The 19233-nt window shown below is 64.1% G+C and carries 11 protein-coding genes; 9 read left to right on the top strand and 2 right to left on the bottom strand.

From position 1 onward, the window contains the following. The first annotated feature begins 1 nt into the window (after window position 1). From HU719_RS20975 to HU719_RS20935, 9 genes are all read left to right on the top strand, one after another. Complete coding sequence (locus HU719_RS20975; protein WP_186517102.1) at window positions 2-169, top strand: DUF6026 family protein; 168 nt, start codon at window positions 2-4, stop codon at window positions 167-169. Between the two features lie 92 nt (window positions 170-261). Next, window positions 262-720, top strand: a complete 459-nt coding sequence (locus HU719_RS20970; protein ID WP_186535598.1) for an SgcJ/EcaC family oxidoreductase — start codon at window positions 262-264, stop codon at window positions 718-720. Between the two features lie 491 nt (window positions 721-1211). Further along, the gene (glgA, locus tag HU719_RS20965; protein WP_186535591.1) at window positions 1212-2771 is read left to right on the top strand and encodes a glycogen synthase GlgA; all 1560 of its coding nucleotides are present in this window, start codon (window positions 1212-1214) and stop codon (window positions 2769-2771) included. 13 nt (window positions 2772-2784) lie between these two features. Continuing rightward, window positions 2785-4530, top strand: coding sequence for a malto-oligosyltrehalose trehalohydrolase (gene treZ, locus HU719_RS20960; RefSeq protein ID WP_186535589.1), 1746 nt, complete (start codon window positions 2785-2787; stop codon window positions 4528-4530). Then, window positions 4523-6592, top strand: a complete 2070-nt coding sequence (gene malQ, locus HU719_RS20955) for a 4-alpha-glucanotransferase (RefSeq protein WP_186535588.1) — start codon at window positions 4523-4525, stop codon at window positions 6590-6592. The genes treZ and malQ overlap by 8 nt, the downstream gene beginning before the upstream one ends. Next, window positions 6589-9360 carry a malto-oligosyltrehalose synthase gene (locus HU719_RS20950; protein ID WP_186535587.1) on the top strand — a complete coding sequence of 924 codons (2772 nt, stop codon included), beginning with the start codon at window positions 6589-6591 and terminating at the stop codon, window positions 9358-9360. Before malQ ends, HU719_RS20950 begins: the two co-directional genes overlap by 4 nt. Before the next feature lie 20 nt (window positions 9361-9380). After that, window positions 9381-9644 carry a DUF2934 domain-containing protein gene (locus HU719_RS20945; protein ID WP_189659846.1) on the top strand — a complete coding sequence of 88 codons (264 nt, stop codon included), beginning with the start codon at window positions 9381-9383 and terminating at the stop codon, window positions 9642-9644. 203 nt (window positions 9645-9847) lie between these two features. Beyond that, entirely contained in the window at window positions 9848-12001 is a 2154-nt protein-coding gene (gene glgX / locus HU719_RS20940; protein ID WP_186535586.1) for a glycogen debranching protein GlgX, read from the top strand. A gap of 375 nt (window positions 12002-12376) precedes the next feature. Then, window positions 12377-13444, top strand: a complete 1068-nt coding sequence (locus HU719_RS20935) for an autotransporter domain-containing protein (protein WP_186517094.1) — start codon at window positions 12377-12379, stop codon at window positions 13442-13444. A gap of 163 nt (window positions 13445-13607) precedes the next feature. Here HU719_RS20935 and glgB read toward each other — a convergent pair whose 3' ends face one another. Continuing rightward, a complete protein-coding gene (gene glgB, locus HU719_RS20930) occupies window positions 13608-15818 on the bottom strand; it encodes a 1,4-alpha-glucan branching protein GlgB (RefSeq protein WP_186535585.1) in 2211 nt (736 codons plus the stop codon). Between the two features lie 73 nt (window positions 15819-15891). Next, window positions 15892-19209: a maltose alpha-D-glucosyltransferase gene (gene treS, locus HU719_RS20925; RefSeq protein WP_186535584.1), complete on the bottom strand. Its 3318-nt coding sequence runs from the start codon at window positions 19207-19209 to the stop codon at window positions 15892-15894. Between the last annotated feature and the right edge of the window lie 24 nt (window positions 19210-19233).

Below are 19233 nucleotides of genomic sequence, written 5' to 3'. Positions count from 1 at the left end.
CATGGGTACTCTGATGCCATCCACCCCCACCCAGACCCTCTACGTCACTATTCGTCGTGACGAACTGCGCCAATTGAAAGACGAACGCGACCAGTTGCGCCAGCAACTCGCGCAATTGAATCTGCTGTTGAATCAGACAAGCAGTGCAGGCAAATCTGACAGCGTTTAAGGCCTTTTCTTATACGACGCCTGTGGTAGTGCTCCTAGAGTGGGCCGCCTTGCAGGGCCACCCCGGCACCTGCGTCGCCACAGGCCCCTTCGATGAAACGCGCAACACTTGCCGTCACCCTCGCTCTGCTTTCAGCCCCCGCCTTGCACGCCCAGGCCAGCCTTTCGCAATGCCGAACCAGCAGCGCGGCAGAAATGCTCGTGCTGTTCGACCAGTGGAACGCCGGCCTGCTAAGCGGCGACCCCGCCCAGGTCGCCCAACTTTACAGCAAGGACGCGGTGCTGCTGCCCACGCTCTCGCCAGTCCCGCGACTGACCCACGATGACCGCCTGGCTTACTTCGAGAAATTCCTGCGCGACGGCCCTAGCGGCAAGCTCGATACCCACGAAGTGCAAACCGGCTGCAACGAGGCCACCGCCGCTGGCCTTTATACCTTCGAGTTTGCTGCCACCGGTCAAAAAGTCGCAGCGCGTTATACCTTTACCTACCGCTGGGATGGCCAGCGCTGGCTGATCAGCCAGCACCACTCCTCGCTGCAACCGCAGGGTTGATTCAGACATAAGCCAAACCATCTTTTCCGGCATCGTTTTGGAAGGGATGGCCCCACGGGCTGCTACGCAGCCCAGTGTGGGGCAAGCCCACTCATCACCATCGCACCTCCCCCGTAGCGCCCTCCTGCCCCGCCAACGTTTGCGCAGACCAGCGGTCAGCACAAACATGACCCGCTGGTCACTTTTTTTGTATTTCCTCTCCTACACTGCAATTTCGGCCCGCGTCTTGCTCGGTCAGAAGTGACGAAAATAAGTCGAACTTTCCGAAATGCGGGCAGGTCAGGAACTAAGTAGGCCAATGCAAAGGACATCCTTGCGCACGGCCCACCCACCCCAACCAGTCCACACGTCTTTGGCCGGAGTGCCAGGCGTGCAGTGCTTGTGCGCACAAATATGGGGCAAGGAACGCACTACGAAGACGCAACACCGATAACAGAGAGAGTCACCACGAGCCAACGTAAAGCACCCGCGAACAAGGGACGGAGAGAAGTATGATCAGTGCCGCTGTCGAGCCTCACGTAGAGTCATTCAAACCGGATAACCGCGAGCCGCTGCCTGCCAGCCTCGCACCGGCAGTCAAGGCACCCGGCGCCCAGCGCCAGCAAAACCCGAACAAGCGCAAGGTCCTGTTCGTCACCTCGGAAATCGCCGACCTGGTCAAGACCGGGGGCCTGGGCGACGTGTCCGCTGCCCTGCCACGCGCCCTGGCCCACCTGCACGACGTGCGCGTGCTGATCCCCGGGTACCCGCAGGTGATGGACAGCGACAACCCGATCCATATCGTCGGTGAGCTAGGTGGCCATGCAGCACTGCCGCCGTGCAAGATCGGGCGCATGGACCTGCCCGACGGCCTGGTGATCTACGTTCTTGTCTGCCCCGAGCTGTACCAGCGCGAAGGCACCCCTTACGGCGCCAACAACGGCCGCGACTGGCCGGACAACCATATCCGCTTCGCCCGCCTGGGCCTTGCAGCCGCCGAAATGGCCGCCGGTGAAGGCATGGCCCACTGGCGCCCGGAGCTGGTGCACGCCCACGACTGGCCAGCCGGCCTGGCCCCGGCCTACATGCACTGGCGCGGCCTGAGCACCCCGACCTTGTTCACCATCCACAACCTGGCCTACCAGGGCGTGTATGCCCGCGGCTGCAGCCCGGAGCTGGCGATCCCCGAACACGCCATGCAGCAGGAAGGCATGGAGTTCTACGGCAAGCTGTCGTTCCTCAAGGCCGGGCTCGCTTACTCCAGCCATATCACCACGGTGAGCGCTACTTACGCCCGCGAAATCACCACGCCTGAGTTTGGCTGCGGCCTCGACGGTTTCCTGGCCAGCAAGGCCCAGCAGGGCCTGCTGGGCGGTATCCCCAACGGCATCGACGAAAGCTGGGATGCGGCCACTGACCAGCACCTGCACCACAACTTCAGCATCAACGACTGGGAAGGCAAGGCGCGCAACGCCACCCAGGTGCGTGAATTGTTCGGCCTTGAGCCGTCCGAAGGCCCGCTGTTTGCCGTGGTCTCGCGGCTGGTCTACCAGAAAGGCCTGGACCTGACTTTGGGCGTTGCCGACTATATCGTCGAAAAAGGCGGCCAGATCGCGATTATCGGCCGCGGCGAGCCGGAAGAAGAACAGGCCATGCGTGAGCTGGCGCTACGTCACCCAGGGCGCATTGGCGTACGCATTGGCTTCAACGAAACCGATGCCCGCCGCATGTTCGCAGGCTCCGACTTCCTGCTGATGCCCTCGCGCTACGAGCCTTGCGGGCTGAGTCAGATGTACGCCCAGCGCTTCGGCTCGCTGCCGGTGGCGCGCAATACCGGTGGGCTGGCCGACACCATCGAGAACGGGGTCACGGGTTTTCTGTTCAACGACTCCACCCTGCAGAGCTACCGCGAAGCCCTGAGCCGTGCCTTCAACGTGTTCGACAACAAAGACCTGCTCAACGCCATGCGCTGCCTGTCGATGACCCAGCCATTCAACTGGTGCCAGGCGGTGGAACCCTACGCGCGCCTGTACGAGGACCTGGTCAAGCAAAGCCAATTGGCCCACTACTGAGCGGAGTTTGAAGATGCACAGACATGGCGCACAGCTAATGGACGCCACGTCGGCGCGCTTCGCCCTCTGGGCACCCGATGCGCGCAGCGTGAGCGTTGTAATCCAGGATAAGCCAGCCGTCGAGCTGTTGCCCGACGGAGAAGGCTGGTTCACAGGCATTGCCCCCTGCCAGGCGGGCAACCTTTACCACTATCTGATCAACGGCGAGCTGCAAGTTGCCGACCCGGCCTCGCGCTATCAACCCCAAGGCGTGCATGGCCCCAGCCAGGTAATCAACCCCAACGCCTATACCTGGCGTCACGCCTGGCAGGGCCGACCTTGGCACGAGGCGGTGATCCAGGAGCTGCACGTTGGCTTGCTCGACGGCTACGCCGGCATCAGTCAGGCCTTGCCGCGCATCGCCCAAGTGGGCGTCACTGCCATCGAGTTGATGCCGCTTGGGCAATTCCCTGGTGAACGTAACTGGGGCTACGACGGGGTACTGCCGTTTGCCCCACAACACACTTACGGCACCCCAGAGGCGCTGTGCCAGATGGTCGACGAGGCCCATGGCAACGGTCTGATGGTGATGGTGGACGTGGTGTACAACCACTTCGGCCCCGACGGCAATTACCTGCACCAGTACGCCAGTGCGTTCTTTCGCGAGGACCGGCAGACGCCGTGGGGCGCGGCGATTGATTTCCGCCGCGCCGAGGTGCGTGAATTCTTCATCCAGAACGCGCTGATGTGGCTGTGCGACTACCGCTGCGACGGCCTGCGCCTGGACGCCGTGCACGCCATTGACCAACCGGACTTTCTGGTCGAACTGGCGCAGCGGGTGCGCGCCACGGTGGAACCTGGCCGCCAGGTGTGGCTGGTACTCGAAAACGAGCACAACCAGGCCGCCCTGCTCGAACAAGGCTTCGATGCCCAGTGGAACGACGATGGCCACAACGCCCTGCACGTGCTGCTGACCGGCGAAACCGAGGGTTACTACGCCGACTACAAGGACCGCCCCATCGAGCAACTGGCGCGCTGCCTGGCCGAAGGCTTCGTGTTCCAGGGCGAACCCAACCGCCATGGCAACCCACGCGGGGAACCGAGCGCGCACCTGCCGCCCAGCGCCTTCGTGCTGTTCTTGCAGAACCACGACCAGGTCGGCAACCGCGCCTTTGGCGAGCGCCTGAGCCGCCTGTGCCCGCCCCAGGCGCTGCGCGCGGCCAGTGCACTGTTGCTGCTGTCGCCGATGATTCCGTTGCTATTCATGGGCGATGACGAGGGCAGCCGGGAACCCTTCCTGTTCTTCACTGACTTCCACGACGAACTGGCCGATGCCGTGCGCGAAGGCAGGCGCGGCGAATTCGCCCATTTCGACGCCTTTGCCGACCCTGCCAAGCGCGCGCAGATCCCCGACCCTAACGCCGCCAGCACCTTTGCCAGTTCAAGGCTTGGCCATAAGGAGGTACTGGCCGGCTGGCACGGCTTGTATCAACAACTGCTCGACCTGCGCCGCCGCCACGTCATCCCGCACCTGCCAGGCAGCCGTGCGTTGGGCTGCGAGGTCATCGGCAACAAGGCCCTGACAGCCCGCTGGCAGCTCGGCGACGGCCGCCAACTGCGCATCGACCTGAACCTGGATGAGCAGCCGCAGCCGGTGCAATTGCCCGCGCGCGCGCTGCGCCTGTACGACACCAGCGACAACGCCCACCCCGACTCGACACTGGCCGCGCACAGCTGCGTAGTCAGCCTGCTGCCCCCGAACTGGAGTCACCATGAGTGAACACCCCCTGCACCGCCTGGCAGCGCAGGTTGGCCTGGCCCGCGACTGGGTCGATGCCAATAACCGTGCGCAGCAGGTCAGCGACGCGGTGCTGCGCGATATTCTCGAAGCCCTCGGCCACCCTGCCGGCGATGACGCCGCCATCAACGCGAGCCTGCGCGCGGTCGAACAAGCCAACGACAGCCAACACCTGCCGCCATTGCTGACCGCCGACAGCGGCCAGCCACTTGCCCTGCACCACTACTTTGCCGCCGCAGCCCAAGTGCAGTGCGTGCTTGAGGACGGTAGCAACCTGCAGACCAGCCTGGACGCCGAGGCCCGCCTGCCAGGCACACTGCCCGTTGGCTATCACCGCCTGACCATCGACAACCGCACCTTCACCTTGGCAGTAGCGCCACCGCGCTGCCACGCCCTCGATGATTTAGTCGAGCAGCCGCCCGCACGCTGCTGGGGGCTTTCGGTGCAGTTGTATAGCCTGCGTCGCCCGGGCGATGGTGGCTACGGTGACTGTCAGGCCTTGGAAGAACTGGCCCGCAGCGCTGCCGAACGCGGTGCCGATGCCTTGGCGATCAGCCCGATGCACACGCTTTCGGCGTTCGATCAAAGCCACTACAGCCCGTATTCACCTTCCAGCCGCCTGCTGCTCAATGCCCTCTATGCAAGCCCGGCCATGCTGTTTGGCGAACGGGAAGTGCGCCAGGCTATCCAGACGTGTGGCCTTGAGCAAATGCTTGAAGGGTTGGCGCACGAGCCTTTGGTCGATTGGCCGCTGGCGGCCCAAGCGCGCTGGAAGCTGCTCGAAGCGCTTTACCAGCAGTTCAGCAGCACCGACCATCCACTACGCGCCGATTTCGACAGCTTCCGCGCCAACGCGGGCGAGCATCTGGAACACCATTGCCGCTTCGAAGTGCTGCAGGCAGAAGCGGTCAGCGAGGGAATCGGTGCCGACTGGCGCCAATGGCCGCAAGCGTGGCGCGACCCGTACGACCCGGAAGTCGAAGCCATCGCCAGCAGCTACCCTGCGCGCGTCGAATTCCACGCGTTCTGCCAGTGGCTTGCCGAGCGTAGCCTGCAACGTGCCCAGGATGCTGCACGCGGCAACGGTATGCGCATCGGCCTGATCGCCGACCTGGCCGTGGGCGCCGACGGCGCCGGCAGCCAGGCCTGGAGCCGCCAGGACGAACTGCTGGCCGAGCTGCAAGTCGGCGCGCCACCCGACATCCTCAACCGCGCCGGGCAGAACTGGGGCATTTGCGCGTTTTCCCCTGAGGGCTTGAAACGCAACGGCTACCGCGCGTTCATCGAAATGCTGCGGGCCAACCTGGCCCACGCCGGCGGGCTGCGCATCGACCATGTGATGGGCCTGCGCAGGCTGTGGCTGATCCCAAGGGGCGCCAAGCCCAGCGAAGGCGCGTACTTGCAATACCCGCTGGATGACTTGCTCCGCCTGCTGGCGCTGGAATCGCACCGTCACCAGGCCATCATCCTTGGCGAAGACCTCGGCACGGTCCCGGAGGGCCTGCGTGAGCGGCTGGCCGACAAAGCCGTGCTGGGCATGCGCGTGCTGCCGTTCGAGCAAACCGCACCAGGGTGCTTCAAACCCTTGCTCGACTGGCCGGACAACGCCCTGGCCACCACCGGCACCCACGACCTGGCGCCTTTGGCCGGTTGGCTCACAGCCCGCGACATCGACTGGCATCACCGCTTGCAACTGATCGACCAGCCCACCGAAATGCACTGGCGCGATGAGCGCAAGCAGGAAAGCGAGGGCCTGCGCCGCACGCTGATCGCCAACTACGGCCGCCTTGATGGCGACCCGGCGCTGATCGACGCCGCTATCCGCTATGTCGGCCATACCCGCGCCCCGCTGGTGTTGCTGCCGCTGGAAGACCTGCTGGGTTGCGACGAGCAGCCCAACCTCCCCGGCACCACCAGCGGCCACCCCAACTGGCAGCGGCGTTTCGCCGTGCCGGCCAGTGAGCTACTCGACAACGAAGACGCCATACGGCGCCTGGAACTGCTGGCCCAGGCCCGCGAACAAGCCTGGGAGCGTGACCGATGAAACCCTTGACCGCCACTGTGCGCCTGCAACTGCACAGCGATTTCACCTTGGACGATGCCACCCCCCTGGTGCCCTACTTCGCCCAACTGGGCATCAGCCATGTCTATGCCTCGCCCATCCTCACCGCCCGCGCGGGCTCGCGCCACGGCTACGACGTGGTCGACCCCACCCAGGTCAACCCCGAGCTTGGCGGCGAGGCAGCGCTGGAGCGGCTGGTTGGCGCGCTGCGCCAGCACGGCATGGGGCTGATCCTGGACACCGTGTCCAACCACATGGCCGTAGGCGGCGCCGACAACCCCTGGTGGCAGAGCTTGCTTGCCTGGGGCCGGCGCAGCCCTTATGCGGAGTTCTTCGATATCCAATGGCATTCAAGCGACCCGCTGCTGGCCGGGCAGTTGCTGCTGCCGTTTCTGGGCAACGACTACGGCGCAACCCTGCAAAACGGCGAAATGCCCCTGACGTTCGATGGCAAAAGCGGCCAGTTCGAGGTGGCCCATTACGACCACCGCTTCCCGATCTGCCCATTGGACTACGGCCGTATTCTTGGCGAGGCCGACCAGCCGCAACTGCAAGCACTGGCGTTGCAATTCAGCGCACTGGCCAACAGCGCCGACCCGCTGGCCGGCGCCGAGCCGCTGCACCGCGAGCTTGCCCGGCTGGTGCAGGGCGGCGTCAGCCTGGAGGCGGCGCTGGCGGCTTTCGACAGCCAGACCGAGGCCGGCTTCAAGCGCCTGCACCTGCTGCTCGAACGCCAGAGCTACCGCCTGGCAAGCTGGCGCACCGCCGCTGACGATATCAACTGGCGGCGTTTTTTCGATATCAACGAACTGGGCGGGCTGCGGGTGGAGCGCTCGGTGGTGTTCGAGGCCACCCACGCCAAGCTGTTCGAGCTGATCGAGCGCGGCCTGGTCGATGGCCTGCGTATCGACCACATCGACGGCCTGGCCGACCCGCGCCGCTATTGCCGCAACCTGCGCCGGCGGGTGAACAGCCTGCTGGCCCAACGCCCGATGCACGCAGCACTTGAGCACTTCCCGATCTTCGTCGAGAAGATTCTCGGCGCCGACGAGCACCTGCACCGCGACTGGCTCACCGACGGCACCACCGGCTACGAGTTCATGAACCAGGTCTCGCTGCTGCAGCATGACCCCGCGGGTGAAGCGCCCCTGACCGAGTTGTGGCAGGCGGTCAGCGAGCGCCCTGAGTTCACCGAGGAAGTGCGTATTGCCCGGCGCCTGGTGCTTAACGCAAGCCTTGCCGGCGATTGCGAGTCGGTGGCCTTGGCCCTGCTGCAAGTGGCACGCGACGACCTGATGACCCGCGATCTGACCTTGGGCGCGATCCGCCGGGCACTGCAAGCGTTGGTGGAGCACTACCCGGTCTACCGCACCTACATCAATGCCTGCGGGCGCCCTGCCGAGGACGAAAAATTCTTCCAGCAGGCCATGGACGGCGCCCGCCAGTCCCTGAGCGAGGCCGACTGGCCGGTGCTTGCGCACCTGGAACGCTGGCTGGGCGGCCAACGCTGGCGTGCGCTGCCCCCGGGCCGGCCACGCAAGCATTTGCGCCATGCCTGCGTGCGCTTCCAGCAGCTCACCGCGCCCAGCGCCGCCAAGGCGGTGGAAGACACCGCGTTCTACCGCAGTGCCCGGCTGCTGTCGCGCAATGACGTAGGCTTCGAGGCCGAACGCTTCAGCGCCGAGCCCGCCTGGTTCAGCAACGAGGCGCAGCGCCGCCTGCGTGACTTCCCCGACAACCTGCTGGCGACCGCAACCCATGACCACAAGCGCGGCGAAGACTGCCGCGCACGCCTGGCCGTGCTCAGCGAACGTGCGCCGTGGCTGGCCAGCCGCGTGGAGCATTGGCGCGAACTGGCAGCGCCACTGCGCGATGCGCTTGAAGACGGCCCGGCACCCAGCCCTGGTGATGAGCTGCTGCTGTACCAGACGCTGCTCGGCAGCTGGCCGCTGGACCTGCACCCCGATGACCAAGCCGGGCTGCAGCGCTACGCGGAGCGGGTGCGCCAGTGGCAGCAAAAAGCGCTGCGCGAGGCCAAATTGCGTAGCAGCTGGGCAGCGCCCAATGACCGCTACGAACAGGCCTGCAGCAGCTACCTCGATGGGCTGCTGCTGGGCGATGCGCAGCAACTGCGCCAGTCGCTGCACGATGCCGCGCAGCAGATCGCCTGCCCCGGCGCACTCAATGGCTTGGTGCAGTGCCTGCTGCGCATGACCACGCCCGGGGTACCCGACCTGTACCAAGGCAATGAGTACTGGGACCTGAGCCTGGTCGACCCGGACAACCGCCGCCCGGTGGACTACGCTGCAAGACGGGCCAGCCTGAACGCAAGCGCGCCGCTGCCGACGCTGCTGCAACATTGGCGCGACGGGCGCATCAAGCAGGCCCTCGTGGCCGGTGTGCTGGATTGCCGCCAGGCCCATGCCGACCTGTTCAGACGCGGCGCGTACCTGCCCTTGACGGTGCAGGGGCGCCACGCCGACAAGGTGCTGGCCTTCGCCCGCCTGGGTGAGGGTGAGCGCGCCATCATCGTTGTACCGCGGCTGGCCAGCGCACTGCTGGGCTCAGCCACCACCCCACTGATCCCGGCGCAGAACTGGGACGATACTCGGCTGATATTGCCGTTCGCCTTGTCGCCTGCCAATTGCTCGGGACTTTTCGGCAGCACCGCGGTCAGCCCTTCAAGGGAGCTGAAAGTGAGCACCGTGCTGGCGGAGTTCCCGGTCAATGTACTGATTGATCGTGCCTAACTGTATTCAGGAGCGTCGTGATGAGTGTCGATGAAAAACGGGTTCGCGAATTTGCCTATGAGATCTGGGAGTCAGAGGGGAAACCCGAGGGGCAGGAGGAGCGCCATTGGGCCATGGCGCGCAAGCTGGCCGAGGCGGAATCGTTAGCGCCTAAGGCGGCGCCACGCAAGAAACCTGCGCCCAAGCCCAAAGCTGACGCAAAAGTGCCACCGGCCACGGCAGCGGTTGCAAAACCGGTGGCGGCGAAGAAGCCAAGGGCTGCGAAAAAGCCCGCCGCTGGATAACCACTCCACTTGGGGCTGCGATGCAGCCCATCGCGACACAAGGCCGCTCGTACCCGGGGCTGCGCTCTTCTGTAGGAGGGGCCTTGTGTCGCGAAAGGGCCGCAAAGCGGCCCCAGCGACTTTGAACAACAGCGTTACGCCGCCGGCTAACGTCTTTCAGTTAAGCCCTTGCGCTCGCGTTGCGAGGCTCCACGAGGCCTGCCATGAACCCCCGTACCCACAAGAAAACCCGCTCCGTTGCCCCGTCGCGCATTCGTGAGGGCCTGCCCTTCCCGCTCGGCGCCAACTGGGATGGGCTGGGCGTCAATTTTGCGCTGTTCTCGGCAAACGCCACCAAAGTCGAACTGTGCCTGTTCGACTCCACGGGCGAAAACGAGCTCGAACGCATCGAACTGCCGGAGTACACCGATGAGATCTACCACGGCTACCTGCCCGATGCGCATCCTGGGCTGGTGTACGGCTACCGCGTCTACGGCCCTTACGAGCCGCAGAACGGCCACCGTTTCAACCCCAACAAGCTGCTGATCGACCCTTATGCCAAGCAACTGGTTGGCGAGTTGAAATGGTCCGAAGCGCTATTTGGCTACACCATTGGCCACCCCGATGACGACCTGTCATTCGATGAACGCGACAGCGCGCCATTCGTGCCTAAATGCAAGGTGATCGACCCGGCGTTTACCTGGGGCCGCGACCAACGTGTATCGGTGCCGTGGGAGCGCACGATCATCTACGAAGCCCACACCCGTGGCATCAGCATGCGCCACCCGGCGGTGCCCGAGGAGCTGCGTGGCACCTTTGCAGGGCTGGCCAACGACGAACTGCTCAAGCACATCAAGGACCTTGGCGTATCGAGCATCGAGCTGTTGCCGATCCACGCCTTCGTCAATGACCAGCACCTGCTGGACAAGGGCCTGAACAACTACTGGGGCTACAACAGCATTGCGTTCTTCGCCCCGCACCCGAAGTACCTGGCCAGTGGCAAGATTGCCGAATTCAAGGAAATGGTCGCGCACCTTCACGATGCCGGCCTTGAAGTGATTCTGGACGTGGTCTACAACCACACCGCCGAAGGCAACGAGCGCGGCCCGACCCTGTCGATGCGCGGTATCGACAACGCCTCGTACTACCGCCTGATGCCCGACGACAAGCGTTACTACATCAACGATTCCGGCACCGGCAACACCCTGGACCTGAGCCATCCCTGCGTGCTGCAACTGGTCACCGACTCACTGCGCTATTGGGCCGGCGAGATGCACGTGGACGGTTTCCGCTTCGACCTGGCGACCATTCTAGGCCGTTACCACGATGGTTACAGCGAGCGACACGGCTTCCTCGTGGCCTGCCGCCAGGACCCGATGCTGAGCCAGGTCAAACTGATTGCCGAACCTTGGGACTGCGGCCCCGGCGGTTACCAGGTGGGCAATTTCGCCCCAGGCTGGGCGGAATGGAACGACCGCTTCCGCGACACCGTGCGCAGCTTCTGGAAAGGTGATGAGGGCAAGCTTGCCGATTTTGCCGCGCGCATTACGGCTTCTGGCGACCTGTTCAACAACCGTGGCCGGCGCCCCTATGCCTCGGTCAACTTCATCACTGCCCACGACGGTTTCACCTTGCGCGACCTGGTGTCGTACAACGAAAAGCACAACGAGGACAACGACGAAAACAACCAGGACGGCACCGACAACAACCTGTCGTGGAACTGCGGCGCCGAAGGCCCCACCGATGACGAGGCGATCAATGCCTTGCGCATGCGCCAGATGCGCAATTTCTTCGCCACCTTGCTGCTGTCGCAAGGCACGCCCATGATCGTCGCCGGGGACGAATTCAGCCGCACCCAGCACGGCAACAACAACGCCTATTGCCAGGACAGCGAGATCGGCTGGGTGAATTGGGACATAGACGAAGAAGGCCAGCACTTGCTGGCATTCGTCAAACGCCTCAACCGCCTGCGCCTCAAATACCCGATCCTGCGCCGCTCACGCTTCCTGGTGGGCGACTACAACGAGGCGATTGGCGTCAAGGACGTGACCTGGCTTGCGCCCGACGGCAATGAAATGAGCGTCGAGCAGTGGGAGGACCCGCATGGTCGTTGCCTTGGCATGCTCATGGACGGCCGCGCGCAGGTCAGCGGTATCGCCCGGCCAGGGGCCGAAGCGACCATGCTGCTGATCGTCAACGCCTACCATGACGTGGTGCCATTCACCCTGCCCCAGGTGCCAGAGGGCGAGTACTGGAGCTGCCTCATCGATACCGACCGACCGGAGCTGCGCAAGGCTCAGCGCCTGGAATTCGATACCGAGTTCCAGGTGCAAGGCCGCTCGGTGCTGCTGATGGTGCTGCAACGCGAGGAAGAGTGACCGGTAGACGGGGGCGGTAACGCCCCCGTCTTTTGCAGGACGCCGGTGCGCCCTAGCAATGATTCGGCATAGCCAGCAGCGGCGAAATAACCTACGCCCATATCCACCCTCCAATCCCCTTCCCAATCAATACATTGGCGCCCTTCACGCGCTGTGCACGCGCATTTCACAGCTTCTTGACGCAAGCGCGGCTGTCTCCTTAGCTGAACAGAACCAACAACGGTAATAAAACGTTCCGGGCCTCTAGCTCGCGTCTTTGCGCGTGTTCACGAAAGGCCGGGGCGCTGGTCTTTGTCGCCTCCTGTTTTGTCGTCAGCTCAGTGACATCACGCCAGGTAGTGGTTGTTCAACCCCATGACAAACAGGAGATCCGCCATGACCCACACTTCGAACACCCGGCGTTGTGAGGCTGTTTTCTGTGCATCATTGCTGTTTTCGCTACCGGTGCAGACGTTTGCCTTCGATGAGCAGGAACGCGAGCCCTTCAGCCGGTATCTGGATGTACCGGCCACGCCTACCCTGTCGCTCGACCCCCTCAATGCCAACGGCCTGACCCAGGGTATGCTCACGGCCTTCAGCGAGCGGATGGGCGAGCGCCATGGCCAGAGCGCCCCAGACCTGATCGCCAGCCAATGGGCGCAGTTTTTCCCCAGTGCGCCACAACCCGGTGGCCAGGCGCCGGCGCATCTGGAGGCGCCCAGCCAGCAGATGATGGTCGGGCCTGACCTGTTCGTGCGTGAAACCGCTGGCGGCAATGTGCACCGGGCCGGGATCTTCGTCGGCCAAAACAACCTGCAGAGCAGCTTCAATGGCATGCGCCCGTTGCTCGGTGACAAGCAGCGCAATGCGGTCAACCTCAGCGGCGAGAGCCTTGGGGTGTACTGGAGCATGACCCATGCCCAGGGCTGGCACGTGGATGCCGTGGCCATGGGGTCGCGGATCGATGTCAATGGCCGTTCCGAGGGCGGCCAGCGGGTCGATGACAGCGGGCATGCCATGACCTTTTCGGTGGAAGGCGGTTTTCCCATTGGTCTGGGCGACCACTGGGTGATCGAGCCCCAGGCCCAGTTGATCAACCAGCAGTTCTTCCCCGGCAGCCAGGTACAGGAGGAGACACTGAAGGCCTTTGACAGCCAGCCGAGCTGGAGCGGCCGGGTGGGGGCGAAACTGTCGGCGCGTTATGAGGTACGCGGCATGCCGATTGAACCCTATGTGCGCACCAACGTGTGGTACGACTTCAGCAACTACGACACGGTCAAGCTCGATGAAGTGGACAAGATCTCAAGCTCGCGCAGCGCGGCGACCGTGGAATTGGGCTTGGGGCTGGTGGCGCGGGTCACGCCGAATGTGGCGCTGTTTGTCAGCGCCGATTACAGCAGTGATGTCGATGACAACGACCTGAACGGGCTGATTGGCAGCCTGGGGGTGAGGATGCGGTGGTAGGAACGATCGGCTTCTTGCCGCACTTGTAGGAGCGGCCTTATGTCGCGAAAGGGCTGCGTAGCAACCCAGGGATTTTGTGTGAGACAGAGATCCTGGGGCTGCTACGCAGCCCTTTCGCGACACAAGGCCGCTCCTACAGTGAACGTGTGAAGGTCGGGGGGCGTCAGGCGGGCTTCATGACCAAAACACCCAGCGGCGGCAGGTTCAGCGCCAGCGACAATGGCTGGCCGTGGCTGGCGATTGCATCACTGGCCACTGCCCCAAGGTTGCCAACGTTGGAGCCGGCATACAGCTCGGCATCACTGTTGAGCAACTCCTGCCACTGTTCGCCAAACGGTACACCAATGCGATACCCCTCGCGCGGCACCGGGGTGAAGTTGGCGACCACCAGCAACGGCTCACCCTGGCTGCTCCAACGCAACCAGGCATACACGCTGTTCTGCGCATCATCGCCAATCAGCCACTGGAAGCCCTGGGGCTGGCAATCCTGCTCATGCAGCGCCGGCAGCTCGCGGTACAAACGGTTGAGGTCGCCGACCAGCTTCTGCACCCCTTGGTGCTCGGGGTACTGCAGCAGGTACCAGTCCAACTGCTGATCGTGGTTCCACTCACGCCACTGGCCGAACTCGCAGCCCATGAACAGTAGCTTCTTGCCGGGGTGGGTCCACATGAACGCAAGGTAGGCACGCAGGTTGGCGAACTTCTGCCAACGGTCACCGGGCATCTTGTCGATCAGCGAGTGCTTGCCGTGCACCACCTCATCGTGGGAGATGGGCAGGATGAAGTGCTCGGAATACGCGTAGATCAGCCCGAAGCTCAGCTCGTTGTGATGATGGTTGCGATGCACCGGGTCGTTCTGGATGTAATGCAGCGTGTCGTGCATCCAGCCCATGTTCCATTTGTAGGCAAAACCCAACCCGCCTTGCTGCACCGGCTGGCTGACGCCCGGCCATGCGGTGGATTCCTCGGCGATGATCAGCGCGCCTGGGGCCTCGTGGGCGGCCACTTCATTGAGGTGGCGGATAAAATCGATGGCCTCGAGGTTCTCGCGCCCGCCATGGCGGTTAGGCACCCACTCACCGGCCTTGCGCGAGTAGTCGCGGTACAGCATCGAGGCGACTGCGTCCACGCGCAGGCCGTCGATATGGAAGTGCCGGAGCCAATGCAGTGCCGAGGCCAGCATGAAACCGCGCACCTCGTTGCGCCCAAGGTTGTAGATGAGCGTGTTCCAGTCCTGGTGGAAGCCTTCGAGCGGGTTGTCGTACTCGTACAGCGCAGTGCCGTCGAAGCGTGCCAGGCCATGTTCGTCGGTGGGGAAATGCGCAGGCACCCAGTCCAGCAACACACCAATGCCGCCTTGGTGGCAGGCGTCGACGAAGAAGGCAAAGTCTTCGGCGCTGCCATAGCGCGAGGTGGGCGCGAACATCGACAGCGGCTGATAGCCCCACGAGCCGCCGAACGGGTGCTCCATGATCGGCATCAGTTCGATGTGGGTGAAGCCCAGCTCTTGCACATAAGGCACCAGACGCTCGGCCAGTTCGCGCCAGTTGTAGAACCGCGCCACCTCGCCGGCATCGTCCAGTTCGCAGCGCCAGGAGCCGACGTGCAGCTCGTAGATCGACAGCGGCGCGTTGTAGGCGTGGCGATGGGCGCGCTGATCAAGCCATTGCTGGTCCTGCCAGGCATGCGCCAGCGGGCCGGCTACCTTGGAGGCGGTGCTGGGCGGCAGCTCAGTGGCACGGGCCAGTGGGTCGGCCTTGAGCGGCAACACACCTTCGGCTCCAAGCACTTCGTATTTGTAGGTTTCGCCTGCGGCCAGGCGCGGGATGAACAACTCCCACACCCCGGCGCCATGGCGCAGGCGCATTGGGTGGCGGCGGCCGTCCCAGTTGTTGAAGTCGCCCACTACCGACACGCGCCGGGCGTTGGGCGCCCACACCGAAAAGCACACCCCGTCGACACCGTCGACCTGCACCGGCTGGGCGCCAAAACGCCCGGCCAGGTCGCGGTGGTTGCCTTCGGCGAACAGGTGCATGTCCATGTCACCCAGTTGCGGGCCAAAGCTGTACGGGTCTTCGGTGACCTGCTCGCCGCCGGCCCAGGCAATCTGCAGCAAGTAGGGATGAGCCTGCTGCACGTGGGCGGTGAACAGCCCGGGCAACTTGCCCTGCTGCATCTGGGCCAGAGGCCGGCCATCGTCGCGGGCCAGCACTTGCACACTCAGGGCGTTGGGCAGGTAGGCCCGGATGTTCAGCCCGCCTGCACCATCGGGGTGCGGGCCGAGCACGGCGAACGGGTCGGCGTGCTCGGCGCTGGCCAGGGCATCGAGGTCCCGCTGCCGGAGGCCGCCGTTGTCACGCGTGGTTGCATTCATCTCACAGCCCCTTTCCATGTGTAGTTCAAAGCGATTGTCTGACGCTGCGGCGCAACGCCAGGTTCATTCAGGTTCATGCCTCGCCCCACGTACTGATCAACCCATGCAAGCCATGCAAAGGCACGGCCAGCCAGCTTGGCCGGTTTTCGGCCTCGTAGGTGATCTCGTAGGCGGCTTTTTCCAGGCAGAACAGCTCCAGCGCCGCGCGCTCGCCCTCGGCGTGCTGCCACGCGTGGGGCATGGCGGCCGTGGCCAAGCCATAGGCTTCGACAAAGGCATGCCTGGACTGGTGCAGGTATTGCCGGGCAACGCGCTGGCGAGCCTGGCCCGCGGCGTCCGACAGGTCGACCGCCGAGGCGCTGCGCAGAATCATCGCAGCAGCATAGTCGAACGAGCGCAGCACGCCGCTGACGTCCTTGTACGGGCTGTGTCTGGCCCGCCGCTCTTCAAGAGGCCGCGCCGGCTCACCCTCGAAGTCGATCAGATAGGCATCGCCCTGCACCACCAGCACCTGCCCCAAGTGCAGGTCGCCATGAACCCGCATCAAAAGACCGCCTTCAGCCTGCCGTGCCAGGTTGGCAATGTGCTGGGCGAGCCCTGCGCGCTGTTGCTGCAGGTCGTCGACCAGCGCCTGGCTGTCGGGTGCGAGGTTGTCGCGGTGCTGGGCCAACAGGTCGAGGGCATGCTCCAGCTCGGCGTTGATCTGCGTGCTCCAGCGTTCGCTGTCCTCGGCAGTGCTGGGCCGTGGTGCAAAGGCCGTATCGTCTGTTGGAGCGCCCAGCAACAGGTGCATCTCGCCAAGGCGCTGGCCGAGCAGGCCGGCGAAGGCGCCAAGTTCGGCCAGTGCATCGGTATGGGCCTCCTGCTGGTGGCTGGACGGCTCCATCTCATCGCGGATAGCGCGTTCGAGGGTGTTCTGCGTCCAGGCCCAGGCATCGCCTTGGTTGCTCAGGTAACCTTGGGCAATCATCAGCAGGTGCGGCTGCTCCGCTGCATCGACGCGGCTGACCCAGGCCAGCAACGGCGAGATATTGGCAAAGCCTGCTTCGGTCAGGTACGCGCTCATTTCAAGTTCGGGGTGAATACCGGGGTTGACCCGGCGGATCAGCTTGAGCACCACGCAACCACCGACCACCACCGAACTGTTGGACTGCTCGGCGCTCAGGTAGCGCACTTCGCTTTCATCGTTCAGACCCAGCGCTGCCAATTGCTCGGTGCATTCGAAATGCAGCTCCCCCAGGCCCTCGCCGCACGGCAGCCGCAGGCCGTCCTGGCAGCCACGCAACACCGCGCGGATGAAAGGCTCGAGGACAAAAGCATCGGTAATCAGCCCCACCTGCCGGCCACGACGTACCCGCGCGAGCGCCAGTTGCTGCGGCAAGGCAGCGTTGATCTGGTCTTCGGGCAGCAAGCCGAATGGCAACTGGTAGTGGGTAACCACGCCATCGCTGTGCACCTCGAACTCGCTGAGCAGCACCGGCAACGCCGAAGTGGCCAGGCGCACGCCGTAACTCAGGCGCACCTGGTCGATAGGCCCTTCCTTGCCGGCGAACCAGCGCCGTTTAGGCAGGTATTGCGGCAGGATCGCGCTTTGCAGGGTATCGCGTGGCTGTGCTTCGAGCAGTTCTTCCATGCGCTTGCGCAGCACCAGGGTATCGAGTTCCGGCAGGCTCTGCGCGGGCTGGATGTGCCAGCTGGGCATGCGGTCATGGGCAGCCAGCACAAACCAGTAGAAGCCATACGGGGCCAGGGTGAGCAGAAACGGCAACTGGCCGATGGGTGGGAACGCGCTGCCTCCAAGCATCTCCACCGGCACCCGGTCGGCGTACTGCGACAGTTCAAGCTCTGCTGCCTGGGCAGCGCGTGACACGTTGGCCACGCACAGCACGATCTCGGTATGACCTTCGGCGTCGGTGTATTCGCGAATGTACGCAAGGATGCGCCGGTTGCTGGGGCTGAGCATTTTCAGGCTGCCACGCCCAAAGGCTTTTTGCTGGTTACGCACTGCCAACAGCCGGCGGTTCCAGTTCAGCAGTGAATGCGGGTCGTGGGCCTGCGCTTCGACGTTGATGGTCTGGTAGCCATACAAAGGGTCCATGACCGGCGGCAGCACCAGGCGCTGCGGGTCGGCCCGCGAGAAGCCGCCGTTGCGGTCTGGTGACCACTGCATGGGGGTGCGCACGCCGTCGCGGTCGCCCAGGTAGATGTTGTCGCCCATGCCTAGCTCGTCGCCGTAGTACAGCGTGGGCGTGCCGGGCATCGACAGCAGCAGGCTGGTCAGCAGCTCGATGCGCCGCCGGTCGCGCTGCAGCAGCGGCGCCAGGCGCCGGCGAATGCCAAGGTTGATACGCGCGCGCCGGTCCTCGGCGTAGTGGTTCCACAGGTAGTCGCGCTCACGGTCGGTGACCATTTCCAGGGTCAGCTCATCGTGGTTGCGCAGGAAGATCGCCCATTGGCAATTGGCGGGTATTTCCGGGGTCTGGCGCAGGATGTCGGTAATCGGGAAGCGGTCTTCCATGGCCAGCGCCATGTACATGCGCGGCATCAACGGGAAATGGAACGCCATGTGGCATTCATCGCCGTCGCCTTCACCGAAATACGGGCGCGTATCCTCCGGCCACTGGTTGGCTTCGGCCAACAGCATGCGGTCGGGGTAGTTGGCGTCGATTTCGGCGCGGATCGCCTTGAGTACGGCGTGGGTTTCCGGGAGGTTCTCGTTGTTGGTGCCGTCGCGTTCGATCAGGTACGGAATGGCATCCAGGCGCAGGCCATCGACCCCAAGGTCGAGCCAGAAACGCATCACCTCGATCACCGCCTTGAGCACCTGCGGGTTGTCGAAGTTCAGGTCCGGCTGATGGGAGTAAAACCGGTGCCAGAAGTACTGACCGGCCACCGGGTCCCAGGTCCAGTTGGACTTCTCGGTATCGAGAAAGATGATCCGCGTGCCGTCGTATTTGTGTTCATCATCCGACCACACGTAAAAATCCCGCGCCTTGCTGCCGCGCTTGGCGTGGCGCGCACGCTGGAACCACGGGTGCTGGTCGGAGGTGTGGTTGATGACAAGCTCCGTGATCACCCGCAGGTTGCGCTTGTGCGCCTCGGCAATGAAGCGCCGGGCATCGGCCATGCTGCCGTAGTCGGGGTGTACGGCCTTGTACTCGGCGATGTCATAGCCGTCGTCGCGCCGTGGCGAGGGGTAGAACGGCAGCAGCCACAGGGTGTTCACCCCCAGTTCGGCAATATAGTCGAGCTTGCTGATCAACCCGGCAAAATCGCCGATACCGTCGTTGTTGGCATCGAAAAACGACTTGATGTGCAATTGGTAGATCACCGCATCCTTGTACCAGAGCGGGTCATCGATGAACGCTGCCGGGCGGGAACGCTTGGCCATGTGCAACTCCTTTAAGTGCGCGGT

Origin of the sequence: Pseudomonas farsensis (assembly GCF_014268805.2) — a bacterium.
Classification (GTDB): Bacteria; Pseudomonadota; Gammaproteobacteria; order Pseudomonadales; family Pseudomonadaceae; genus Aquipseudomonas; species Aquipseudomonas farsensis.
The sequence above is the reverse complement of the archived record's forward strand: the minus strand, read 5'-3'. Positions and strand labels throughout refer to the sequence as shown.